At 68.1% G+C, this 21550-nt stretch carries 23 protein-coding genes; 7 read left to right on the forward strand and 16 right to left on the reverse strand.

The annotated features are described in order from the left end of the window. Nucleotides 1-118: 118 nt before the first annotated feature. The 3 genes from rpoH (at nucleotide 119) to QY917_RS10765 (ending at nucleotide 3222) form a co-directional block, all read left to right on the forward strand. On the forward strand, nucleotides 119-1054 hold the full coding sequence (gene rpoH, locus QY917_RS10755) for an RNA polymerase sigma factor RpoH (protein ID WP_088888417.1): 936 nt from the start codon (nucleotides 119-121) through the stop codon (nucleotides 1052-1054). Nucleotides 1055-1192: 138 nt separating this feature from the next. Then, on the forward strand, nucleotides 1193-2203 hold the full coding sequence (locus QY917_RS10760; protein WP_047349758.1) for a tripartite tricarboxylate transporter substrate binding protein: 1011 nt from the start codon (nucleotides 1193-1195) through the stop codon (nucleotides 2201-2203). 236 nt (nucleotides 2204-2439) lie between these two features. After that, a complete protein-coding gene (locus QY917_RS10765; RefSeq protein WP_088888415.1) occupies nucleotides 2440-3222 on the forward strand; it encodes a Crp/Fnr family transcriptional regulator in 783 nt (260 codons plus the stop codon). A gap of 21 nt (nucleotides 3223-3243) precedes the next feature. Here QY917_RS10765 and QY917_RS10770 read toward each other — a convergent pair whose 3' ends face one another. The 6 genes from QY917_RS10770 to QY917_RS10795 all read right to left on the reverse strand — a co-directional run bounded on the left by QY917_RS10770 (nucleotide 3244) and on the right by QY917_RS10795 (nucleotide 9478). Beyond that, complete coding sequence (locus QY917_RS10770; protein WP_123676192.1) at nucleotides 3244-5067, reverse strand: bifunctional diguanylate cyclase/phosphodiesterase; 1824 nt, start codon at nucleotides 5065-5067, stop codon at nucleotides 3244-3246. Nucleotides 5068-5282: 215 nt separating this feature from the next. Further along, nucleotides 5283-5846 (reverse strand): SCO family protein, encoded by a 564-nt coding sequence (locus QY917_RS10775; RefSeq protein ID WP_123676191.1) that lies wholly within the window; start codon nucleotides 5844-5846, stop codon nucleotides 5283-5285. 57 nt (nucleotides 5847-5903) lie between these two features. After that, nucleotides 5904-6818, reverse strand: coding sequence for a heme o synthase (gene cyoE / locus QY917_RS10780; RefSeq protein WP_123676190.1), 915 nt, complete (start codon nucleotides 6816-6818; stop codon nucleotides 5904-5906). Next, nucleotides 6815-8014, reverse strand: coding sequence for a heme A synthase (locus QY917_RS10785; protein ID WP_302076801.1), 1200 nt, complete (start codon nucleotides 8012-8014; stop codon nucleotides 6815-6817). Before QY917_RS10785 ends, cyoE begins: the two co-directional genes overlap by 4 nt. Then, nucleotides 8011-8760 carry a hypothetical protein gene (locus QY917_RS10790; protein WP_011806627.1) on the reverse strand — a complete coding sequence of 250 codons (750 nt, stop codon included), beginning with the start codon at nucleotides 8758-8760 and terminating at the stop codon, nucleotides 8011-8013. Before QY917_RS10790 ends, QY917_RS10785 begins: the two co-directional genes overlap by 4 nt. Continuing rightward, the gene (locus QY917_RS10795) at nucleotides 8702-9478 is read right to left on the reverse strand and encodes an SURF1 family protein (protein WP_088888411.1); all 777 of its coding nucleotides are present in this window, start codon (nucleotides 9476-9478) and stop codon (nucleotides 8702-8704) included. Before QY917_RS10795 ends, QY917_RS10790 begins: the two co-directional genes overlap by 59 nt. Nucleotides 9479-9493: 15 nt before the next feature. Between QY917_RS10795 and QY917_RS10800 the strand changes: the two genes are divergently transcribed. Further along, nucleotides 9494-9718 (forward strand): twin transmembrane helix small protein, encoded by a 225-nt coding sequence (locus QY917_RS10800; protein WP_015914161.1) that lies wholly within the window; start codon nucleotides 9494-9496, stop codon nucleotides 9716-9718. 177 nt (nucleotides 9719-9895) lie between these two features. Here QY917_RS10800 and QY917_RS10805 read toward each other — a convergent pair whose 3' ends face one another. The 7 genes from QY917_RS10805 to QY917_RS10835 form a co-directional block, all read right to left on the reverse strand. Beyond that, nucleotides 9896-10777, reverse strand: a complete 882-nt coding sequence (locus QY917_RS10805; protein WP_123676188.1) for a cytochrome c oxidase subunit 3 — start codon at nucleotides 10775-10777, stop codon at nucleotides 9896-9898. Nucleotides 10778-10835: 58 nt separating this feature from the next. Further along, nucleotides 10836-11045, reverse strand: coding sequence for a DUF2970 domain-containing protein (locus QY917_RS10810; protein WP_047349752.1), 210 nt, complete (start codon nucleotides 11043-11045; stop codon nucleotides 10836-10838). Then, nucleotides 11042-11662: a cytochrome c oxidase assembly protein gene (locus QY917_RS10815; RefSeq protein ID WP_088888409.1), complete on the reverse strand. Its 621-nt coding sequence runs from the start codon at nucleotides 11660-11662 to the stop codon at nucleotides 11042-11044. The genes QY917_RS10810 and QY917_RS10815 overlap by 4 nt, the downstream gene beginning before the upstream one ends. Before the next feature lie 15 nt (nucleotides 11663-11677). Then, a complete protein-coding gene (locus QY917_RS10820; RefSeq protein WP_015914163.1) occupies nucleotides 11678-11788 on the reverse strand; it encodes a cytochrome oxidase small assembly protein in 111 nt (36 codons plus the stop codon). 17 nt (nucleotides 11789-11805) lie between these two features. Next, nucleotides 11806-13440, reverse strand: a complete 1635-nt coding sequence (gene ctaD, locus QY917_RS10825; protein WP_123676273.1) for a cytochrome c oxidase subunit I — start codon at nucleotides 13438-13440, stop codon at nucleotides 11806-11808. A gap of 32 nt (nucleotides 13441-13472) precedes the next feature. Beyond that, the gene (coxB, locus tag QY917_RS10830) at nucleotides 13473-14642 is read right to left on the reverse strand and encodes a cytochrome c oxidase subunit II (RefSeq protein WP_015914165.1); all 1170 of its coding nucleotides are present in this window, start codon (nucleotides 14640-14642) and stop codon (nucleotides 13473-13475) included. 423 nt (nucleotides 14643-15065) lie between these two features. Then, complete coding sequence (locus QY917_RS10835; RefSeq protein ID WP_015914166.1) at nucleotides 15066-15974, reverse strand: class I SAM-dependent methyltransferase; 909 nt, start codon at nucleotides 15972-15974, stop codon at nucleotides 15066-15068. A 35-nt stretch (nucleotides 15975-16009) separates the two neighbouring features. Here QY917_RS10835 and QY917_RS10840 point away from each other — a divergent pair, with 35 nt between their 5' ends. Continuing rightward, nucleotides 16010-16738, forward strand: a complete 729-nt coding sequence (locus QY917_RS10840) for a ComF family protein (protein ID WP_047349750.1) — start codon at nucleotides 16010-16012, stop codon at nucleotides 16736-16738. A gap of 90 nt (nucleotides 16739-16828) precedes the next feature. Then, nucleotides 16829-17317: a tRNA (cytidine(34)-2'-O)-methyltransferase gene (locus tag QY917_RS10845; protein ID WP_015914168.1), complete on the forward strand. Its 489-nt coding sequence runs from the start codon at nucleotides 16829-16831 to the stop codon at nucleotides 17315-17317. Between the two features lie 31 nt (nucleotides 17318-17348). Here the strand turns inward: QY917_RS10845 and QY917_RS10850 are convergent, their stop codons facing one another. From QY917_RS10850 to QY917_RS10860, 3 genes are all read right to left on the reverse strand, one after another. Next, complete coding sequence (locus QY917_RS10850) at nucleotides 17349-17813, reverse strand: MaoC family dehydratase (RefSeq protein ID WP_011806640.1); 465 nt, start codon at nucleotides 17811-17813, stop codon at nucleotides 17349-17351. 80 nt (nucleotides 17814-17893) lie between these two features. Next, nucleotides 17894-18514 (reverse strand): ParA family protein, encoded by a 621-nt coding sequence (locus QY917_RS10855; RefSeq protein ID WP_047349749.1) that lies wholly within the window; start codon nucleotides 18512-18514, stop codon nucleotides 17894-17896. 147 nt (nucleotides 18515-18661) lie between these two features. Then, entirely contained in the window at nucleotides 18662-19300 is a 639-nt protein-coding gene (locus QY917_RS10860) for a LysE family transporter (RefSeq protein WP_011806642.1), read from the reverse strand. Nucleotides 19301-19586: 286 nt separating this feature from the next. On the opposite strand from QY917_RS10860, the gene kefC reads away from it, so the two are divergent. Further along, nucleotides 19587-21458 carry a glutathione-regulated potassium-efflux system protein KefC gene (gene kefC / locus QY917_RS10865; RefSeq protein ID WP_123676187.1) on the forward strand — a complete coding sequence of 624 codons (1872 nt, stop codon included), beginning with the start codon at nucleotides 19587-19589 and terminating at the stop codon, nucleotides 21456-21458. Nucleotides 21459-21550 lie beyond the last annotated feature (92 nt).

The raw sequence follows: 21550 nt of genomic DNA on the forward strand, positions 1-21550 counted from the left end.
TAAGGGCCGTCGTTGCGCCTCTTGGTGGTTATTTCCTACATCCGTAGGGGAACTATGCCTTTAGCACTCTCTCCAATGGAGTGCTAATATGATTTGCATGGAAGAAAGGACTACCGATATGGCACTCCAGACTGCAACCTCCGTGACGACCCTCGCGCCCGCGAACCCGTGGGCGCTGGTTCCCCCGCTGGGCAACCTGGACGCCTATATCTCCGCCGTCAACCGCCTTCCCCTGCTCACGCAGGAGGAGGAGCAGCGCTACGCGCGCCAGCTCAAGGATGACAACAATGTCGAGGCTGCCGGCCGCCTGGTGTTGTCGCACCTGCGCCTGGTCGTGTCCATCTCGCGCCAGTACCTGGGCTACGGCCTGCCGCATGGCGACCTCATCCAGGAAGGCAACGTGGGCCTGATGAAGGCCGTCAAGCGCTTTGACCCTGACCAGGGCGTTCGCCTGGTGAGCTACGCCATGCATTGGATCAAGGCCGAGATCCACGAGTACATCCTGAAGAACTGGCGCATGGTCAAGGTGGCAACGACCAAGGCGCAGCGCAAGCTGTTCTTCAACCTGCGCTCCATGAAACAGGGCTTCAAGGCCGACGCGCTGGACGCCGACACGCACCGCGAGACCTTATCCGATCACGAGATCGACCTGGTGGCCGAGCAGCTCAACGTGAAGCGCGAGGAAGTCATCGAGATGGAAACGCGCCTGTCCGGTGGCGACGTGCTGCTGGACCCCGCTCCCAGCGACGATGGCGAGCAGGCCTTTGGCCCCATCGCCTACCTCGCCGACGCGGGCCATGAGCCCACCGCCATGATCGAGTCGCGCCAGCGTGACGCACTGGCCACGGACGGTATTGCCACCGCCCTGGACAGCCTGGACGCACGCAGCCGCCGCATCGTGGAGCAGCGCTGGCTGCAGGTGAACGACGATGGCTCGGGCGGCATGACACTGCACGAGTTGGCGGCCGAGTACGGCGTGAGCGCGGAGCGCATCCGGCAGATCGAGGTGGCCGCCATGAAAAAGATGAAGAAGGCGCTGGCCGAGTACGCCTGAGCCTTCGCCCAGCAGCCCGGATCGCGCGCAGAGATCGCGGGCAGATAATCCAGGCGCGCAGCCCTCACCGGCTACGCGCCTTTTTCTTTGCCGGCGGGGCCGCACCTGGCTGCCCGGCCCAGACTGGAGATCGCCACCATGTTCCCCCACCCCCTCGCCCGCCGCGGCCTGCTGGCACTGGCCCTGGCTTCGGCCTGCGGCGCCGCCATGGCCCAGAAGGATGCCGCGCCCGCCACCCCCGGCTGGCCTGCCAAGCCCCTGCGCATCATCGTGGGCTTCCCACCGGGTTCTTCGCCCGACCTGACGGCGCGCACCTTCTCCGAGCCACTGTCCCAGGCCCTGGGCCAACCCGTGGTCGTGGAAAACAAGGTGGGTGCGGGCGGCAACATCGGCGCCGATGCGGTCGCCAAGGCGCAGGACGGCCACACCATCGGCCTGTTCATCAACGGCAACCTGACGATCGCCAAGCTGCTCAACGCGCACGTGCCCTACGACCCTGTGAAGGATTTCGCGCCGCTGTCGCTGATCGGCGTATCGCCCCTGGTCCTGACCGCTCCCGTAAACCAGCCCGACGTGCCCGCGGGCGCCGACGCACGCGCCTTCCTGCAGGCCGCGCGCACCGCGGGCGACCGCTGGAGCTACGGCACCCCCGGCGTGGGCACCGTGGGCCACCTGGGCACCGAGCTGCTCAAGGCGCGCACCGGCATCGCCCCGGTGCACGTACCCTACCCCGGCTACCCGCAGGTGGCCACCGCCATGCTGGGTGGCCAGTTGCAAATGGCGCTGCTGCCGCCCGCGCTCGCGCAGGCCCAGGCACGGGCGGGCAAGCTGCGCCTGATCGGCGTGACCTCCGCGGGCCGCAGCACGCTGGCGCCCGAGGTGCCCAGCCTGGCGGAGGCCGGCGTGCGCGACTTCCAGCTGGAGATCTGGAACGCCTTTGCCGCACCCGCGTCCATGCCCGCCCCGGTGCGCGCACGGCTGTCCCGCGTGATCGGCGAGATCGCCCGCAGCCCGGAAGTGCGCGCCAAGCTGTTCCAGCAGGGCTGGCAGGCCATTGGCTCCTCGGCCGAGGGGCTGGCCAACCGGATCCAGGCCGACACGGCCACCATGAGCCGCGTCATCCGCGAACAAGGCATCCGCGCCGAGTGACTGCGCACCGTCGCAGCGCGGCGGCCACGCCGGTAAGGGCCGGCGTGGGGCGCGCAGTGCAGGCACTTGGTCCCAAACGTTGACCTAGGTCACGGGGCAGGACGGCCCCGCCTTGCACACTCTCCGCCAATCCCCAGCACTCCGAGGCCGCTGACCGGCCCTCTGCGAGACGCTACGGTATTCATAGCTTCCACCGCTTGCCAGACAAGCGCTGAAGCCCATTTTGGCTTGTACTCATGACCGACCATCCGTCCTCCGGCGGCCATACCTGCAACGACTGCGCCTGCCAGCAGCAGTGCCTGCTGGGCCGCCTGGACCCGCAAACGCGCGCGGGCTGGCGCGGGCACCTGACGGAGCGGCGCTTTCGCAAGGGCGAGATGCTGCAGCGCCAGGGCGAGAGCATCCACAGTGTGCAGGTGGTCAAGATCGGTACGCTGCTGGTGCAGCGCCGCGGCGACGATGGAGTGGAGCACCCCGTAGGCATGGCGGGCTGCTGCGAGGCCCTGGGCGCCCCCGCGCTGCTGCAGCAGCCGGCGGACCTGTCCTACGTGGCGGTCACGCCGGGGCGCGTCTGCCAACTGGACCTGGCGCCCCTGCTGGGGGCGGGCCGCCAGTCCCAAGGCGAATTCCTGCTGGAACTGGCGCGCGAACAACTGAACGCCAACGCGCGCCTGGCCGACTGGGGCCGCATCGCCCGCATCCGCGGCGTGGTGGGCCAACTGGCGGGCGCGCTGCTGCAACTGGCCGAGCTGCAGCGCAGCACGCTGGTGCGCCTGCCCAGCCATACGGTGCTGGCTGCCCTGCTCGCCACCACGCGCGAGTCCGTGGCGCGCGCCCTGGCGCTGCTGGCGCAGGAGCAAGGCGTGCTGCGGCGCGACCGCTGGCACTGCGAGATCCAGCGCGCGCCGCTGCTGGCGCTCACGCGCGGCGGCCGCCGCTCGGCGGCCAACCTGTACCAGGCGCGTGCGGCTGCGCGCACCACCCCTGCGGCGCAAGCGCCGGTGCACGCCGCGCTGTAAGCCAGCGTCGCTGCCGGCACCTCAGCCCAGCGCGCCTTCCGCCGCCACGTCGGCACCGGCCGCGTACAGCAGCGCCACGTCGTCGGGCGCCAGCGCCTTGGCAAACAGCCAGCCCTGGTAGCAGGCGCACTGCATCTCGCGCAAGAACTGCAGCTGCTCGCGCGTTTCCACCCCCTCCACGACGACCCGCAGCCCCATGGTGTGCGCCAGCGCGACCACGGCGCGCACCAGCGTGGTGTCGCCTCCGCTGGCAGGCACGTTGCGCATGAATTCCCGGTCCACCTTGATGTGCGACACCGGCAGGCGCTTGAGGTAGGCCAGCGACGAGTGGCCCGTGCCGAAGTCGTCCAGCGCCACGGCCACGCCCAGCGCGCGCAGCTCGTTCAGCACCTGGCAGGCCTGCTCGGGGTCCGCCAGGGCTTCGGACTCGGTCACCTCCAGTTCCAGCAGCTCGGGCGGGACATGGTGGGTGCGCAGGTTGCGCGCCACCTGCTCGACGAGGTCGGTCTGCCGCAGCTGCTGGGCGGACAGGTTCACTGCCACGCGCAAACGCATGCCCTGGCGCTCCCACGCCGCGATCTGGCGACAGGCCGCGGCCATGACCCAGGCGCCCAACTCCAGGATCAGTCCCGTGGCCTCCGCCACGGGCACGAAGCGCTCGGGCGACACCTCGCCCAGCTGCGGGTCGTGCCAGCGCAGCAGGGCCTCCACACCCACCATGCGGTTGGTGGCCACCTCGACCTGCGGCTGGTAATGCAGCGTCAGCCCGCCGTAGGCCAGCGCCAGCTTGAGCCGGTCGTGCAACTGGATCTTCTCGGCCATCTTGCGGCCCATGGACGGGGCGTAGAACGCGAAGTTGGCGCGCCCGCGGTGCTTGGCGTGGTACATGGCCATGTCGGCATAGCGCAGCAACGTGGCGGCGTCGCCCGCATCCTGAGGGCACAGCGCGATGCCCATGCTGGCGCCGAAGTTCAGTTCGAACCCCTGCACGCGACAGGGCACGCACAGCGCCTGCATCAGCCGCGCGGCCACGCCCTCGGCCTGCGCGGCGCTGGCCACCCCGGGCAACAGCACGGTGAACTCGTCGCCGCCCAGGCGCGCAAGGATGTCGCCCGTGCCCAGCGCACCCCGCAGGCGCCGCGCCACCTCCTGCAGCACCTGGTCGCCGGCGGCATGGCCGTAGCCATCGTTGATGGCCTTGAAGTCGTCCAGATCGAGCAGCAGCAGCGCGAAGGGCGGGCTTTGCGCCACCGCCTGCTCCGCGATCGCCTGTTCCAGCCGCTGGCCGAACTTCCAGCGGTTGAGCAGACCGGTCAGCGTGTCGTGCGTGGCCTGGTAGTGCATGCGCGCCTCCAGGCGCCGCAGGTCGGAGACGTCGCGCACAAAAGCCACCACCGTACCCCCGTGGGCGGAGGAATGGCCGAGGGCGATGTCCACCGGCACCTGGCTACCGTCGCGTCGCTGCAACCACAGGTCGCGCCCCATGCCCATGGGCCGGCGGCTGGGAGACTGGTGGTAGCGCTGCATATGCTGGCCATGCTCGGGCCGCGCGTGCGCCGGCACCAGCAGGTCGATGGACTGGCCGCACAACTGCGCGTTGGTGTAGCCGCTGATGGTCTCCATGGGGGCGTTGACCATGAGGATGCGCCCCTGTCGGTCGGCCAGCACGATGCCGTCGGGCGCCGCATCCATGGCAGCGCGCTCCAGCGTGCCCGCGCGCAGGCTGCCGATGCGCTGCAGGAAGGCCGCCGCACTGTCGTCGGCGGCGTCATCGGTCCGATGGGGCGGCGGGTGCGTCACGCCGTCCTCGGACCGGGGGCGGGCGGCAGGGGCAAAGGAATCCATGGCGCGTCGGTAGGGCGTCGGTAGGTTGAGGCCGTGGCCGGCGCCTGCGCCATCACCGTCGATGCGCCTGGCGACCAGCCACTGTGCACTCTAGGCAGGCGCGGCGCACTCCTGGCGCCTATCGCCACCCAAGGTGACGCACACGTCAATTCAGGCCCTACGGGCAATGTGGTTTTTGCCACACGCCAGCCCCTGGGCGCGTGGAGCGCGTGGAATCAGCGCGTTTCGTCCAGCAGCGCGCGCACGTCGGCCGCCAGGCTCTGTGCCCCACTGCCGTAGCGGTGGTACACGCGCAGGCGGCCGGCGGGGTCGTAGACATAGCTGCCAGCGGAATGGTCCATGGTGTAGCTCGTGGGGGTCTGGCCCTCCACGCGCTTGTAGTAGATCTTGAAGTCCTTGGCCACGGCGGCCAGTTGCTCGGGCGTGCCGCGCAGCGCGAGGAAGCTGGGATCGAAGTTGGCCATGTAGGCCTTGAGTACCTCGGGCGTGTCGCGCTCGGGGTCCACGCTGACGAAGATGCCTTGCAGCTTGTCGCCGTCCGCGCCCAGGGCGCGCTTGACGTCGGCCAGTTCGGACATCGACGTGGGGCAAACGTCCGGGCATTGCGTGTAGCCGAAGAACACCACCACCACCTTGCCCGTGAAGTCCTTGAGGCTGCGCTGCTGGCCGTTGTGGTCGGTCAACTGCAGGTCGCGCGCGTACTCGGCGCCCGTGAGGTCCACCCCCTGGAACTTGGGCGCCTTCGGAGAACACGCGGCAAAAGTGCCTGCAACGCCCATCCAGAGAGCGCCAGCAGCTATTTTTTTCAGAGCATCACGTTTATCCATAAGCTTGCTTCACAGGAGGTAGTGGTCCACCAGCAGCGCCGCGAACAGCAGGCTCAGGTGGATCAGCGAGAAACGAAAGGTCTTGCGCGCCAGCGTGTCGGAGTAGTCGCGCCACAGCCGGAAGCCGTACAGGCAAAAGCCCGCGCTCAGCACCACGGCGGCTGCAAGGTAGATCCACGAACTCATACCGTACACGAAAGGCATGAGGCAGCCTGCGAACAGGATCAAGGTATAGAGAAACACCTGCAGGCGCGTGAACTCGTTGCCGTGGGTGACGGGCAGCATGGGCAGGCCGGACTTGCGATAGTCCTCCACGCGGTACAGCGCCAGTGCCCAGAAATGCGGCGGCGTCCACAGGAAGATGATGAGGAACAGGATCAGTGCCTCGGGGCCCACCTCGCCAGTCATCGCGGCCCAGCCCAGCACGGGCGGCATGGCGCCGCTGGCGCCGCCGATCACGATGTTCTGCGGCGTGAGCGGCTTGAGGATCACCGTGTAGATCACCGCATAGCCGACAAACGTGGCGAAGGTCAGCCACATGGTCAGCGGGTTCACCCACCAGTACAGCAGCGCCGAGCCCGCCGCGCACAGCAGCGCCGAGAACAGCAGCGTCTGCGTGTTGGACAGCTCGCCCTTGGCCGTGGGGCGCCAGGCCGTGCGCTTCATCTTGGCGTCGATGCCCTGCTCCACGATGCAGTTGAACGCCGCCGCCGCACCGGCCACGAGCCAGATGCCCGCGCTGGCCACGGCCATCAACGCCCACTGCGCGCCGCTGGGCATGCCCGGCACGGCCAGCACCATGCCGATGAAGGCGCAGAACACGATGAGCTGCACCACGCGCGGCTTGGTCAGCGCGTAGAACTGGGACAGCCGCGACGGCAGAGCGCGTGGCGCTGCGGCGGCGGGGGCGGGAGCGGCACTCATGCGGAAACTCTCTTGACGGAATCGGCACCGGCGCGCGGCTGCGAAGCCGTGGCGCCGGCGGTGGCGCGGCTGGCCATGAGCGCCCAGGTCAGCACCACCACCAGCGCGGCAGCGCCGCCCGTGTGCAGCACGGCGGCCACCAGCGGCCAGTCCAGCACCACGTTGGACAGACCGGTGACAAACTGCAGCAGCGCCAGGCCTGCGAGCCAGCGCGCCGGGTCGCGCAACACGCCCGCGCGGCGCAGGCGCCAGGCCAGCAGCGCCAGCGCCGCCAGCACCAGGTAGGCCGCGAGCCGGTGCACGTAATGGATGGCCGTGAGCCCGGCGAAGCTGATGTGGCTGCCATCCTGCAGCAGGCCCAGCGCGCGCCAGACTTGAAAGCCCTCGGCAAACGCCATGTCGGGCCACCAGCTGCCCTGGCACTGCGGAAAGGTGGTGCAGGCCAGCACCGCGTAGTTGGTGCTGACCCAGCCGCCCAGCACGACCTGCAGCGCCACCAGCGCCGCCGTCACGCCCAGCAGCCAGCGCAGGCCGCATGGCAGCGCCACGGGCACCACGCCCCGCGTCATCTGCGTCTGGCGCACGGCCTGCACGCACAGCAGCGCCAACAGCACCAGCCCGCCGATGAGGTGCAGCGTGACGATGGCGGGGAACAATTTCATGGTCACGGTGAGCGCGCCGAAAGCGCCCTGCAGGCACACCCACACCAGCGTGGCGGTGGGCCACCAGGGGCTCAGCGCAGGCGCCGCCCCTGCCAACTGAGGCAACTGTGCGGCTGCGCGGCGCTGGCGCCACGCGCCCACGGTGAGCGCGATGATCAGCACGCCCACGCCGGTGGCAAGGTAACGGTGGATCATCTCCACCCAGGCCTTGCCGTGGGTGACGGGGCCGGTAGGCATGGCTTCCTGCGCGGCGGAGATCTCCGCACGCGCGCCCACCGGGCTAGCGTTGCCGTAGCAGCCCGGCCAGTCAGGGCAGCCCAGGCCGGAGTCCGTCAGACGCGTGAAGGCGCCGAACAGCACCAGGTCGAAGGTAAGGAACAGCGTGAGCACGGTGAGCGCCTGCAGGCGCCGCACCGGTGTGCCGCCCCGCCCGCGCCACCACACCCAGGCCAGCGGGCCCAGGGCGATCACGATGCCCAGGGCCATCAGCTCGAGGGCCGGCGCCAGGTCGTACAGCGGCTGCATGTCCGTCACGGGGCCTCCTGCAAGCGGCCCGGCTGGTCCCATGATGCTGAGGCGCGCAGCAGCCGGTCCAGGTCGCGCTTGGCCTTGGCCGCGCCAGCGCGGTCCAGCCGCGCGGGAAAGCGCATCATCCAGTGGCCCTGCGGGTCCACGACGTACAGGTGTTCTTCCAGCGTATGGCCGGGCGCGGGTTGCAGCCAGGTGGCCAAGGTGGCGGCATCCACGCGGCGCACGGTGGCGCCCTGCAGGCCGGGGGCGATCTCCGCCGGGGGCACGGCGCCGTCGGACACCAGCCAGACCCAGTCCATGCGCTCCTTCTCGCGGCCCATGGTTTCGCGCAACTGGCGCTGCAGGTACAGGTTGTTGCGGCAGCCGTCGTCGCAGGCGCCGGGTGCCACGCTCACCAGCAGCCACTGGCCACGCAGCTCGCCCAGCGTATGCGCCGTGCCGTCCAATGCGGTGGCTGCGGCCTGCGCGGGCAAGGCGCGCTGGGGTTCGATGAGCTCACCAAAGTTGCGCCGGCCCTCGGGACGCAGCACGTAATAGGTGAAGTACGAAGCGATCACGGGCGCCGCGCACACCAGCAACAGCCCCAGCATCTGCCAGCGGCCGCTGCGCGAGCGCTGCAGCGCCGCCATGGCATCGCCCGCCTGGGGCAGGCTGTGCACCGTGAGGCCCAGCGGCTGCTGGCCGCCGGTCTCAGGCACCACGCTGGCGGCCTGGGCGAAGGAAGCGTCGGACGAATTGGAACCAGACATAGAGGATTGCCACCAGGCCGCAAAGCCCGAACCATTGGAATGCGTAGCCGTAATGCTTGTCGACGCCGCTGTCGATGGGCGCCCAGTCGCGCTGCAGCCCGTCGCTGGCGGCGCCGGTCTGCACGACGGTCAGGGGCGCCAGCGCCAGGCCGGTCTCGGCCCCATAGGCGGCCAGGTCCAGATTCTGCCGGATGCGCGAAGACCCCTCGCCCTGGGCGGTGGGTGCGAACTCATACAACCGCGCCGGCGGGCCGGCGAGCCGCCCCTCCAACTGCACTGGTCCGGCAGGGGTGGTGATCTCCGGCAGGCGCGTGCGCTCCAGGAAGTTGCGCGGCGCCCAGCCGCGCTGTACCAGCACCACGCGCGGGCTGTCCGCCAGTTGCAGGGGCGTGAACACGAAAAAGCCCGGACGGCCGTACATCTGGCGGTTCTCCAGGAACACCGTGGCCTCGGGGAGCCACTGGCCGCGCAGCTCGGCGCGGCGGTGCAGCAGCGGCGCGGTGGCCTCCTGCGATGCCGACTGCAGCGCCTGTGCCAGTTCGGCACCCTGCAGCGGTGCGCGGGACTGGCGTTCGTCCATGGCCGCCTGCAGCGCGGTCTTCTGCGCGGCACGCGATAGCTGCCAGCGGCCCAGGGACGCGGTCACCACCATGGCGACCAGCGCCGCGAGGGTCACCAGCCAGAAGCGCAGGCCGAAGGGTTGTCGGGCAGGGTTCACCGGATAATGGGCCTCATGAAGATTTTGGTGGCATTGGCGTTTCTCGCCATCATCGCAAGCCTGGGCTCGGCGCTGTTTTTCATGATGCGCGGCAAGGGCGACGACCGGCAGCAGGGCAAGCGCATGGCCCGCGCGCTGGGGCTGCGCGTGGGGCTGTCCATCGTGCTGTTCCTGTGTCTGCTGCTGGCCTGGAAGCTGGGGTACATCCAGCCAACCGGGCTGCCCGCCGCAGTGCGCTGAGGCGCACGCCGATGGCCATCAAAAAAGTGAGCGCCTTGCGCTTGGTGCACAGGGATTTCAATAGTATTTATATCCAAAGTGCTTATCTATCAAGCGCAGGCAGCTCCTGTTTTTGAAGCAACCACCTCCGCGTAAAAAAAGCGCCTTGCGGCGCTTTTTCCCGATCCGGAGACGGGATTACATCCAATACACCAGGATGTACAGGCCCAGCCAGACCACGTCCACGAAGTGCCAGTACCAGGCCGCGCCCTCGAAGCCGAAGTGGCGCTCGGCCGTGAAGTGGCCGCTGTGCAGGCGCAGCGTGATGAACAGCAGCATCAGCATGCCCACGAACACGTGAAAACCGTGGAAGCCCGTGAGCATGAAGAAGGTGGAGCCGAACACGCCCGAGGTGAGCTTGAGGTTCAGGTCGGTGTAGAGGTGGAAGTACTCGTAGCCCTGCACGCACAGGAACACGAAGCCCAGCAGCACCGTGACCCACATGAAGCCGATCGTCTTGGCGCGCTGGCCTTCGCGCAGCGCGTGGTGGGCGATGGTGAGCGTGACGCCCGACGTCAGCAGCAGCGCGGTGTTGATGGTGGGCAGCCAGAATGGGCCCACGGTCTGGAAAGGCTCCACGGTGTTGGCCGGCGAGGCGGTCGCCCCGGCCGCCAGGCTGGGCCAGACCGCCTTGAAGTCGGGCCACAGCAGCGCGTTGTCCAGGCTGCCCAGGGCCGGCACGGAATGCGCACGCGCCCACCACAGCGCGGTGAAGAAAGCGCCGAAGAACATCACCTCCGAGAAGATGAACCAGCTCATGCTCCAGCGGTACGAGATGTCGATCTTGCGGCCATACAGCCCGCCCTCGCTCTCGCGCGCGGCATCGCGGAACCACTGGTACAGCACGAAGATCCACCACGCCAGGCCGAAGGCCAGCGAATACTTGCCCCAGTCATGGCCGTTGATCCACTGGCTCGCGCCGAGGAGGACAAAGAACAACCCCGCCGCCGCCAGCACGGGGTGGCGAGACTCCGCGGGGACGTAGTAGTAAGGCGTCGTGCCGTGGGTAGATGCACTCATTTCAGCTCCTCGTTCTCAAAGTTCTCGGTTGTCTCGTTGTTATCAGCGGCGGCAGGCATCAAGCAATCCAGTTCACCAGTCCGATCAGCAGCAGCACCAGCACAAACAGAGCGACCAATCCCACGAACACGATGTGCAGCGGCTGCAGCGTCTCCTGGTCGCGCTGGTACTGATCCCCCTTGCGCAATCCGATCAGCGACCATGCCACGGCACGCAGGGTGCGCAACAGCGATCCCTTGCGCGGCGGACGCGGGGGCGTGGGGCTCATGAACCGGCCTCCGCGGAAGTCGCCGGCAGTGCGGCGGCCGTGGACTGGGGCGCGGCCGGCGTCTTGCCGCCGACTTCGAAGAAGGTGTAGGACAGCGTGATCGTGGTGACGTCCTTCGACAGGCGCGGGTCGATCACGAAGGCCACGGGCCATTCCTTCTTCTCGCCGGGCTCCAGGGTGTATTGGTTGAAGCAGAAGCACTCCAGCTTGGTGAAGTGGGCGGCCGCCTGGCGCGGCGCATAGCTGGGGATGGCCTGCGCAGCCATGCGGCGGTCCTGCACGTTCTGGAACTCGTACATCACGGTGGCCAGTTCGCCCGGGTGCACCTGCACGGAGCGCTGCGCGGGCCGGAACTGCCACGGACCACGTGCGTTCGCATCGAACTCCACAGTGATGAGGCGGGTCTTGTCCACCTGGCTGTTGGCGGGCACCTGGGCGTTGCGGCCGGCCGTGCCGTTGCCGGGCACCTGCCGCTCCGACAGCGACAAGATGTTGATGCCCGTCATCTCGCAAATGTGCTTGTAGATCGGGATCAGCACGTAGCCGAAGGCGAACATGCCGACCGTCACCACGGCCAGCTTGCCCACCATCTTCAGGTTCTCGCTACGCGCACCCATGGTCCCGCCCTTTCGTCAATGCAGCCAGGCGATCTTCACCATGAAGCCGATGAAGAACACCGCCGCCACCGACGCCAGGATCAGCGCCATGCGCAGGTTGGACTTTCTTTGCTCCGGCGTGGTCATGGCGATCTCCCGCAATGTCAGCCGATCACCCGCGTGGCCGTAGCGTCCAGCTTGGGCGGCACTTCAAAGGTGTGGAACGGCGCGGGCGACGGCACTTCCCATTCGAGGCCTTCAGCGGCTTCCCAGGGCTTTTGCGGCGCCTTCACGCCCCGCCCGCGCATGGCCGGCAGCACGACGAACAGGAAAAAGTACACCTGCATCAGTCCAAAGCCCAGTGCCCCGACGGACGCCAGCGCGTTGAAGTCGGCAAACTGCATGGGGTAGTCGGCATACCGGCGCGGCATGCCGGCCAACCCCAGAAAGTGCATGGGGAAGAAGGTGATGTTGAAGGTGATCAGCGAGCCCCAGAAGTGGATCTTGCCGCGCGTCTCCGAGTACATGATGCCCGTCCACTTGGGGCTCCAGTAGTAGTAGGCCGAGAACATGGCGAACAACGAACCGGCCACCAGCACGTAGTGGAAGTGGGCCACCACGTAGTAGGTATCCTGCAGCTGGATATCGATCGGCGCCATGGCCAGGATCAGGCCCGTGAAGCCGCCGATGGTGAACACGAAGATGAAGCCCACGGCCCAGAGCATGGGCGTTTCGAAGGTCATGGAGCCGCGCCACATGGTCGCCGTCCAGTTGAAGATCTTCACGGCGGTGGGCACGGAGATCAGCATCGTGGCGTACATGAAGAACAGCTGGCCCGTGACTGGCATGCCCGTGGTGAACATGTGGTGCGCCCACACGATGAACGACAGGATCGCGATGGACGAGGTGGCGTACACCATGGAGGCGTAGCCGAACAGCTTCTTGCGGCTAAAGGCGGGAACGACCTGGCTGATGATGCCGAAGGCCGGCAGGATCATGATGTACACCTCGGGGTGGCCGAAGAACCAGAAGATGTGCTGGTACATCACCGGGTCGCCGCCGCCGGCCGGATTGAAGAAGCTGGTGCCGAAGTGGCGGTCGGTCAGCGTCATGGTGATCGCGCCGGCCAGCACGGGCATCACGGCGATCAGCAGGTAGGCCGTGATCAGCCAGGTCCAGGCGAACATGGGCATCTTCATGAGCGTCATGCCCGGCGCGCGCATGTTCAGGATGGTCACGATGATGTTGATCGACCCCATGATGGAACTGGCGCCCAGGATGTGCATGGCGAAGATACCCACGTCCATGGACGGCCCCATCTGCAGGGTCAGCGGCGCATACAGCGTCCAACCCGCGGCAGGCGCGCCACCCGGCATGAAGAACGACGACACCAGCATGATGGCCGCGGGGATCATCAGCCAGAAGCTGAAGTTGTTCATGCGTGCGAACGCCATGTCGGACGCGCCGATCTGCAGCGGGATCATCCAGTTCGCGAAACCCACGAAGGCCGGCATGATGGCGCCGAACACCATGATCAGCCCGTGCATGGTGGTGAGCTGGTTAAACAGCTCGGGGTTCACCACCTGCAGCCCGGGCTGGAACAGCTCGGCACGGATCAGCAGCGCGAGCACGCCGCCGATCATCAGCATGGTGAACGAGAACAGCAGGTACAGCGTCCCGATGTCCTTGTGGTTGGTGGCAAACACCCAACGGCGCCAGCCGGTGGGGCCGTGGTGGTGGTCACCGTGGTCGTGTGCTTGGCCGCCGGCGTGCCCGTGATTGTCCAGAACTGCGCTCATGTTCGATTCCTCAATGCGTTGGGCGTTGCGGTTCACTTGCCGCGCTGGGCCACGATTTCAGACGGCTGCACCAGCTGACCCGTCTTGTTGGACCAGGCGTTCTTGGTGTAGGTCACCACGGCGGCCAGATCGGTGTCGCTGAGCTGCGCCCAGGCGGGCATGGCGCCGTTGGCAGCGCCCTTGAGCACCACCTGGATCTGCTTGGCGTGGTCGGCGTCTGTGACGATGGCCGAACCGTCCAGCGGCTTGATGGGGCCGGCCCCCTTGCCGTTGGCCTGGTGACAGGCGGCGCAGTTGGCAGCGTAGACCTTCTCGCCGCGCGGCAGCAGCGCGTCCAGCGTCCAGACCTTGCTGGGGTCGTCCAGCTTGGCGGCGGCCTTCTTTTTCTCGCCATCCACCCACTGCGTATATTCCTGTGCGGACACTACCTTGACGTGGATCGGCATGTAGGCGTGCTCCTTGCCGCACAGCTCGGCGCACTGGCCGTAGTAGTCACCCACCTTTTCCGCGCGGAACCAGGTGTCGCGCACGAAGCCGGGGATCGCGTCCTGCTTGATGCCGAACGCCGGCACCATGAAGGCGTGGATCACGTCGTTGGCCGTGGTGATCACGCGCACCTTCTTGCCCACCGGCACCACCAGGGGTGCGTCCACCTTCAGCAGGTAGTCGGCTGGCGCGTTGGCCACGTTGCCGCTGTCGGACATCCGGCGATGGCTGCTGTCCAGCGTGGAGATGAAAGACAGGCCCTCGCCCTCGCCCGACAGATAGTCGTAGCCCCACTTCCACTGGTAGCCGGTCACCTTCACCGTGAGGTCGGCATTGGTCGTGTCCTTTTGCGCCACCAGCACCTTGGTGGCCGGCAGGGCCATGAGAACCACGATGATGAAGGGGATCACCGTCCAGACCACCTCGACGGTGACGGACTCGTGGAAATTGGCGGCCTGGGCGCCGCGCGACTTGCGGTGCTTCCAGATCGAATAGAACATCACCGAGAACACGCCGACGAAGATCACCGTGCAGATGATGAGCATCATCCAATGCAGGAAGTGCTGCTCCTCGGCGATCTTGGTCACGGGGGGGTGCAAGTTCAGCTGGTTCACCGCCGGGCCGCCGGGCAGGCTTTGAACCGCATGGGCCGCCGTGCCCACCCATGCTCCGGCCATCAGCAGCCCAGAAGCCAGCTTGTTGGAAATGCTCTTCATAGTTCTCACTTACTTCTAAGCTCCAATTGACCAATCCCTCGGTGCGCGCCTGCGTGGGGTCAGGCGGCGCACAAAGCCATGCGGGCATGCCGTGCACCCGCTTTCACCAATCAGTCCAGACCGCTTTCCTGGCAGCCTGTTGTCTCCGCAATCCAACACGGACTCTCTTGATCGCATTCAGCATGCCTAGCACGGGACATGGCTGCAATACACGTTAGTCCCGAGAGAACACTGCCAAGAAGTGACGCAGAAAGGAGGCCTGAGAGCGCCGCGTGGCGCCATCAGAACTCCAGAAGACGCGACGCCGGCCGCGGGCGACCACCCGATGCAGGCGCGCCAAGAGAGTTCCGAATCTGCAATCTTAAAGAATTGTAGCCTGCATTGATTGAGGTCATTGACAGCGCAAATTGCGCTGCAGCCCCCTCAGCGCGGCAGCGTGCGTCCTGCGTGGAGCATGGCGCGCATGTCCTGCAGCGACACCGCGCTGCTGCCCTCCACGCGCACGCGGGGCGCGGGCTTGAAGGCATGGCCGTAGACGACCTCGAAGGTCAATGCAAGCTGCCCCTCATGGCGAGGATCGGCCAGCCGCTGGGCCAGCGCCTCTTCCAGTCGCTGGCGCCAGTGGCGCCCGCGCAACGCGGGAAAGCGCTGCGGATGCAGGTTGCGCCCCAGGCCGCGCAGCTCCTGCAGCAGCCGCTCGGGCGTGGCAAAGGTGAGCGTGATGCGTTCCATGTCCATGACAGGCTCGGCAAACCCCGCATGCACCAGCATGTCGCCCCAGTCGTGCATGTCGGTCATGGCATGGCCGGCAGCGGGCCAGCCCAGCTCGGCATACAGCGCGTGCAGCTCGCGCAGCGTGTCAGGGCCCAGGCACGAGAACATCAGATAACCGTCCACCGCCAGTGCCCGATGCCACTGGGTGATCAGGGCCTGCGGGTCCGCCGCCATGTGCAGGGCCATGTTGGACCACAGCATCTGCACGCTGCCCTCGGGCGGCACCCCGAAGCGCGGCGCCGCCGCGGACCAGCGCGCGGGGCTCCACCAGGGCTTTGCGAAGCGCACGCGCGCCAGCGCCTCCCCCGCGGGTGATGAAGTCTCGGTGATATGGCTGGCGGCTTGTTCGAAATGTTGCCCCACCAGGCCATGGCCCTGCACGCCGCCGCGCAGCGGATCCCAGTCGCACCAGGCCTGCGGCGCCTGCACGATCCACTGCAGCCGCTCCTGCATGCGCTGCGCTACCTCTTCGTGCAACCAGGGCGAGACCTCGGGCACCATGGCATGCCAGCGTGCAGCGGCAACCGGGTCGATGGTGGGCGGAAGGTGTTCGGACATGGCGGGCCGCAAATGGCCGCGAGTATATTGAGCCCATGCTGTTCACGCATCTGGCCACGCACCTGGCAGGGATATCGCGCGGCCTAGCCCGCATGGGCGCGGCAGTGCCCAGCCGCTGCGCGGTCTGCCATGCCTGGCCCGCACGTCCCGTGTGCGACGCCTGCCGCATGCAGTTTGCTCCGCCGCTCCCGCGCTGCGCCACCTGCGCGCGGTTGCTGCCCCACGGCGTCGCGCAGTGCGGCGACTGCCTGCGCCACCCACCGCCGCTGGATGCCTGCGTGGCCGCAGTGAGCTACGCCTTTCCTTGGGCCGACCTGCTGGCCCAGTTCAAGTTCCATGCGGAGCCCGGCTGGGCCGGCGCCCTGGCGCAACTGATGGCGCGTGCCCCAGGCGCGCAGGCAGCGCTAGCCCAGGCCGACCTGGTGTTGCCCGTGCCGCTGTCACCCGAGCGATTGCGCCAGCGCGGCTACAACCAGGCCCTGCTGCTGGCGCGCGCGCTGGGCCACCCACAGGTGCACGCGCGGATGCTGCTGCGCGTGCGCGATACCGAGGCGCAGAGCCACCTGGCGCGTGCCGAACGGCTGCGCAACCTGCGCGGCGCCTTCGTGCCCGACCCGCTGCGGGCCGCGCAACTGGCCGGTAAGCGGGTGCTGCTGGTGGACGACGTGATGACCACCGGCGCCACGCTGCATGCGGCCGCAGCGCCCCTGCGCGATGCGGGTGCGCTGCAGGTCTGCGCGCTGGTGCTGGCCCGCACGCCGTGACGCGCGGGCATGGCCGCCGGTATACGATTCATTACCATCTGCCGCCTCATCCGTCAGCCTGCCACCCGCGGGCCGCCGACAATAGCCACCATGTTTCACATCGTCCTCGTCGAGCCTGAGATTCCGCCCAACACCGGCAACGTGATCCGCCTGGCCGCCAATACCGGCTGCATGCTGCATCTGGTGGAACCGCTGGGCTTCTCCATGGAAGACCCTCTCATGCGCCGCGCGGGGCTGGACTACCACGAGTACGCCGAGGTGCGCCGCCACCCGGGCTGGACGGCCCTGCTGCGCGACATGCAGCCCGACCTGTCGCGCATGTTCGCGCTGACCACCCATGGCACGCAGTCGGTGTACGACACGGGCTTCCTGCCGGGCGACTGGTTCGTGTTCGGCGCCGAATCGCGCGGCCTGCCGCCGGAACTGCGCGAGACGTTCCCCCCCGCGCAGCGCCTGCGCCTGCCGATGCTGCCCAACCAGCGCAGCCTGAATCTGTCCAACGCCGTGGCCGTGACGGTCTACGAGGCGTGGCGGCAAAACAGCTTTCTCACTCCGTCCACGCAGACCCAGCCTGCCTGAACCGGACCGGCAGGCCCCCGGCGCAGCCCCGTCAGGCGGGTGCGCCGTAGCTGCGCACCAGCGCCTCGGCCACGCACACGGGCTTGTCGCCACCCTCGCGCTCCAGCGTCACTTCCCAGGTCATCTGCATGCCGTCGGGCGCGACGGGCTCGGCCGCTGCCAGCACCATGTGCGCGCGCAGCCGGCTGCCCACGGGCACGGGAGCGGGGAAGCGCACCCGGTTGAGCCCGTAGTTCACGCCCATGCGCGCGCCGGTGATGGCAAACGATGCCTCCATGAAGCGCGGCAGCAGCGACAGTGTCAGAAAGCCGTGCGCGATGGTGGTGCCGAACGGCCCCTGCGCTGCGCGCTGCGGGTCCACATGGATCCACTGGTGGTCGCCCGTGGCGTCGGCAAACCGGTCGATCTGCGCCTGGGTGACTTCCACCCAGTCGGTGACGGCCACTTCCTGCCCGACGCAGGAGGCCACTTCGGAATAGCTGCGGAAGGTTTTCATGCGGCCACTGTAGCGGCCTGCGCGCGCGGGCGCCTGTCGGCATCGCGACAGCCCTGGCGCTGGAAATCGGCCAGCGCGCGTCAGGCGCCGTCCAGCCAGGCGCAGATGCCCTGCCACTGCTCCAGGTCGCGCGCCACGCGGCCGGGCGACAGATCGAACAGCGACAGGCCGTGCGCCGCCAGGTGGATGTAGTTCTGCGTGTCGCGCAGGTAGCCCAGCACCGGCAGGCCCAGGCTGTCCACGAAGGCATGCAGCTTGTCCGCCGCGATGGTGCGCGCGTCCACGCGCATGCCCACGATGCCGATCGGCACGCCCGCGCTGCGACGGTGCGCGGCCAGCTCGTCCAGAAACTGGCGCGTGGCGAAGATATCGAACACGCTGGGCTGCAGCGGCACGATGATGCGGTCGGCCAGCTTGAGCATGTCCTTCAACCGCCAGCCGTGCAGGCCCGCGGGCGTGTCGAGCACGGCGTGGGTGGCATGCTTGGGCGGCTTGTCGAAGCGATCGGGCTCCACGTCCCACGCGCCGATGGGGCGCGCCGCGGCCGGGCGTTGCTGCAGCCACAGCCGCGCGGACTGCTGGCGGTCCACATCGCCCAGCACCACCGCATGCCCGCGGCTGGCGTAGTAGCCAGCGATGTTGGTGGCCAGCGTGGACTTGCCCACGCCGCCCTTGGGATTTGCAACTGCGACCACGGTCATGCCTGCCTCCTGTGTTCCGTACCCGCGCGGGGCCAGCCCGCATCGTAGTGCCGGCGGTCACGGCCGCTGGCTCCACATAAGCAAAAACAGGCCTTAGCGCCCGTCCATCAAGCGCCACTAGCTATTATAAAAATAGCAAACCAGCGGCTATCCGTGCTGTGTGCCGCGCTTAACGAAAAACAGTCCTGCGCCCACCAGCATCAGCAGGCCGCCAAACACGCGGTTCTGCGTGCGCATGGCGCGGCCGCTGCGCATCAGCGTGCGCAGCGCGCTGGCGCTGGCGGCGTAGCCGTTCATCACGATCAGGTCCACCGAGAGCATGGTGACGGCCATCACCAGCAGCTGGCTCCACAGCGGGCGCGTGTCGGTCATGAACTGCGGCAGCACGGCCACCATGAAGATGATGCCCTTGGGGTTGGTCGCATTGGTCAGCAGGCCGGTGAGCACGCGGCGGCGCCAGCTCGCGGGCTGCGCCTGCAGGTCGCCCTGCAGCGTGCCGGCGGCGCCCGCGCGCCACTGCATGAAGCCCAGGTAGATCAGGTAGCACGCACCCAGCACCTTGACGATGCTGAAGGCCAGTTCCGACGCCACCAGCAGCGACCCCACGCCCGCGCCGGCCACCACCAGGATCAGCAGCAGGCCCAGCTCCAGCCCCAGGATCGTGGCGCCCGCCTTGCGCACGCCGTAGGACAGCCCGTGGCTCATGGACAGCACGGCGCCCGAGCCCGGCGAGATGGCGATCACCCACGACGCCGCAAAAAAAGCCATCCAGGTATGCCAGTCCATGTCGTGGTCCGTTGGGAAATGAGGGGGAAGGAATGCGGCGATTCTATCGGCCGACGCAGCCGGCACGCTGCGCGGCGGTCCTCGGGCGTCCGGCATGAAAACGCGGCCTAGCGCTTTTCCATCCAGCGCTAACAGCTATCAAAACAAGAGCATCCACGGCACCCTGACCGCCCGGCGGGCCCCCGCGCCTGCGCCGCCCGCGGGCCGGGTGCACAATTTCTGCCGGCGCCCGAGTGCGGCGCACGCACTTCCCCGCATCACTTTTCGCGCCCTCTTCCTGCACACCATGGCCCAAGCCCCCGTCTGGCTCACCTACGGATTCACCTATCTCGCCGCGGCCGTGATCGCCGTCCCCATCGCCCGCGCGCTGGGGCTGGGCGCCATCATCGGCTACCTGGCCGCGGGCATCGCCATCGGCCCCTGGGGCCTGGCGCTGGTGAGCAATGTGCAGGATATCCTGCATTTCGCGGAGTTCGGCGTGGTGCTGATGCTGTTTCTGGTGGGGCTGGAGCTGCAACCCAGCCGCCTGTGGAGCCTGCGCCGCCCCATCTTCGGCCTGGGCACGGCCCAGATGGTGGGCTGCGCCGCACTGCTGTGGGCCGCGGCCTGGGCGTTCGGGCTGCCATGGCGTGTGGGGCTGGTGGGCGCGCTGGGGCTGGCGCTGTCGTCCACCGCCATCGCGCTGCAGGTGATCAACGAGCGCAACCTGATGCGCACGGACAGCGGGCAGAAGGCCTTCTCGATCCTGCTGTTCCAGGACGTGGCGGCGATCCCCATCCTGGCGCTGCTGCCGCTGCTGGGCGTGGCCGCGCGCGCGGCCGAGCTGGACCATCCGCACGAAGTGCAGGATCTGCTGCTGGAGGCAGCCAAGATCCTAGGCGTGGTGGGCGCCATCGTGCTCGGCGGGCGGCTCGCGCTGCGCCCGCTGCTGCGCTGGATCGCAAAGAGCAAGACGCCCGAGATCTTCACCGCCACCTCGCTGTTCCTGGTGGTGGGCATCGCCATGCTGATGCTGTCGGTGGGCCTGTCGATGGCGCTGGGCGCGTTCCTTGCCGGCGTGCTGCTGGCCGACAGCGAGTTCCGCCGCGAGCTGGAGACCGACATCGAGCCCTTCAAGGGACTGCTGCTCGGCCTGTTCTTCATCGCCGTGGGCATGAGCATCGACTTCGGCGTGATCCTGCGCACGCCCTGGGGCATGCTGGCGCTGCTGCTCGGCTTCCTGGGCATCAAGGCACTGGTGATCTGGACGCTGGCGCGCGTGACCGCCATGCCCTACCAGGAGCGGCCGGTGTTCACGCTGCTGCTGGCGCAGGGCGGCGAGTTCGCCTTCGTGGTGTTCCAGGCCGGCGCGGGCTTTCGCGCGATTCCGGCCGAGATGGCGTCGCTGCTGATCGGCGCGGTAGCCTTGTCCATGCTGATCAGCCCGCTGCTGCTGGTGCTGCTGGACCGGGTGCTGCTCAAGCGCTTTGCCACGCTGAAGACCGCCCCGCAGGCGCAGGAGATCTCCGAGCCGCAGTCGGCCCCGGTGATCATTGCCGGCTTCGGGCGCTATGGGCAGATCGTGGCGCGCATGATGCTGGCGCAGGGCGTGCCCGCCACGGTGCTGGACCACAGCGTGGAGATGCTGGAGGTGGCCCACACCTTTGGCTACCGTGTGTTCTATGGCGACGCCACGCGCGTGAACCTGCTGCGCATGGCCGGCGCCGAGCATGCGCGCATCCTGGTGGTGGCGGTGGACGCGCCGGAGCAGTCGCTCAAGATCGTGCAACTGGCGAAGAAGCACTTTCCCCAGTTGCAGATCGTGGCGCGCGCGCGCGACGTGACGCACTGGCACGCGCTGCGCGATCTGGGCGTGGAGCATGTGGAGCGCGAGGTGTTCGAGTCCAGCCTGCGCACCGCACGCACGGTGCTGGAGCTCAACGGCCTGTCGCCGCAAGAGGCCGACACCTTGGCCGAGCGCTTCCGCGCGCACAACATGGCGCTGTCCAACCGCATGTACGAGCACCACAACGACCGCGAGGCCATGATCGCCGTCGCCAAGCAGGGCCGCGCCCAGCTGGTGGAGCAGATGGCCAAGGAGCGCCAGGAACGCATGGCCGCGGCGGAGGCTGGCGCCGGCCTGCCGCCCGATGTGCCCCAGGCACCCAAGGCTCCATAACAAAAGAGCCTGTAGCGCCCGCCTATCAAGCGCTACAAGCTCTCGTATCAATAGCAGATTACCGCTACCCCTCCACACGCCGTGTGAGGGAG

The organism is Diaphorobacter sp. C33 (genome assembly GCF_030503915.1).
GTDB classification, from domain to species: domain Bacteria; phylum Pseudomonadota; class Gammaproteobacteria; order Burkholderiales; family Burkholderiaceae_C; genus Diaphorobacter; species Diaphorobacter nitroreducens.

Excerpts from the sequence above, each read along its gene's own strand:
- rpoH (WP_088888417.1), top strand. The coding sequence starts at position 119 with ATGGCACTCCAGACTGCAACCTCCGTGACGACCCTCGCGCCCGCGAAC.
- QY917_RS10760 (WP_047349758.1), top strand. The coding sequence starts at position 1,193 with ATGTTCCCCCACCCCCTCGCCCGCCGCGGCCTGCTGGCACTGGCCCTG.
- QY917_RS10765 (WP_088888415.1), top strand. The coding sequence starts at position 2,440 with ATGACCGACCATCCGTCCTCCGGCGGCCATACCTGCAACGACTGCGCC.
- QY917_RS10770 (WP_123676192.1), bottom strand. The coding sequence starts at position 5,067 with ATGGATTCCTTTGCCCCTGCCGCCCGCCCCCGGTCCGAGGACGGCGTG.
- QY917_RS10775 (WP_123676191.1), bottom strand. The coding sequence starts at position 5,846 with ATGGGCGTTGCAGGCACTTTTGCCGCGTGTTCTCCGAAGGCGCCCAAG.
- cyoE (WP_123676190.1), bottom strand. The coding sequence starts at position 6,818 with ATGAGTGCCGCTCCCGCCCCCGCCGCCGCAGCGCCACGCGCTCTGCCG.
- QY917_RS10790 (WP_011806627.1), bottom strand. The coding sequence starts at position 8,760 with ATGTCTGGTTCCAATTCGTCCGACGCTTCCTTCGCCCAGGCCGCCAGC.
- QY917_RS10800 (WP_015914161.1), top strand. The coding sequence starts at position 9,494 with ATGAAGATTTTGGTGGCATTGGCGTTTCTCGCCATCATCGCAAGCCTG.
- QY917_RS10805 (WP_123676188.1), bottom strand. The coding sequence starts at position 10,777 with ATGAGTGCATCTACCCACGGCACGACGCCTTACTACTACGTCCCCGCG.
- QY917_RS10810 (WP_047349752.1), bottom strand. The coding sequence starts at position 11,045 with ATGAGCCCCACGCCCCCGCGTCCGCCGCGCAAGGGATCGCTGTTGCGC.
- QY917_RS10815 (WP_088888409.1), bottom strand. The coding sequence starts at position 11,662 with ATGGGTGCGCGTAGCGAGAACCTGAAGATGGTGGGCAAGCTGGCCGTG.
- QY917_RS10820 (WP_015914163.1), bottom strand. The coding sequence starts at position 11,788 with ATGACCACGCCGGAGCAAAGAAAGTCCAACCTGCGCATGGCGCTGATC.
- ctaD (WP_123676273.1), bottom strand. The coding sequence starts at position 13,440 with ATGAGCGCAGTTCTGGACAATCACGGGCACGCCGGCGGCCAAGCACAC.
- coxB (WP_015914165.1), bottom strand. The coding sequence starts at position 14,642 with ATGAAGAGCATTTCCAACAAGCTGGCTTCTGGGCTGCTGATGGCCGGA.
- QY917_RS10835 (WP_015914166.1), bottom strand. The coding sequence starts at position 15,974 with ATGTCCGAACACCTTCCGCCCACCATCGACCCGGTTGCCGCTGCACGC.
- QY917_RS10840 (WP_047349750.1), top strand. The coding sequence starts at position 16,010 with ATGCTGTTCACGCATCTGGCCACGCACCTGGCAGGGATATCGCGCGGC.
- QY917_RS10845 (WP_015914168.1), top strand. The coding sequence starts at position 16,829 with ATGTTTCACATCGTCCTCGTCGAGCCTGAGATTCCGCCCAACACCGGC.
- QY917_RS10850 (WP_011806640.1), bottom strand. The coding sequence starts at position 17,813 with ATGAAAACCTTCCGCAGCTATTCCGAAGTGGCCTCCTGCGTCGGGCAG.
- QY917_RS10855 (WP_047349749.1), bottom strand. The coding sequence starts at position 18,514 with ATGACCGTGGTCGCAGTTGCAAATCCCAAGGGCGGCGTGGGCAAGTCC.
- QY917_RS10860 (WP_011806642.1), bottom strand. The coding sequence starts at position 19,300 with ATGGACTGGCATACCTGGATGGCTTTTTTTGCGGCGTCGTGGGTGATC.
- kefC (WP_123676187.1), top strand. The coding sequence starts at position 19,587 with ATGGCCCAAGCCCCCGTCTGGCTCACCTACGGATTCACCTATCTCGCC.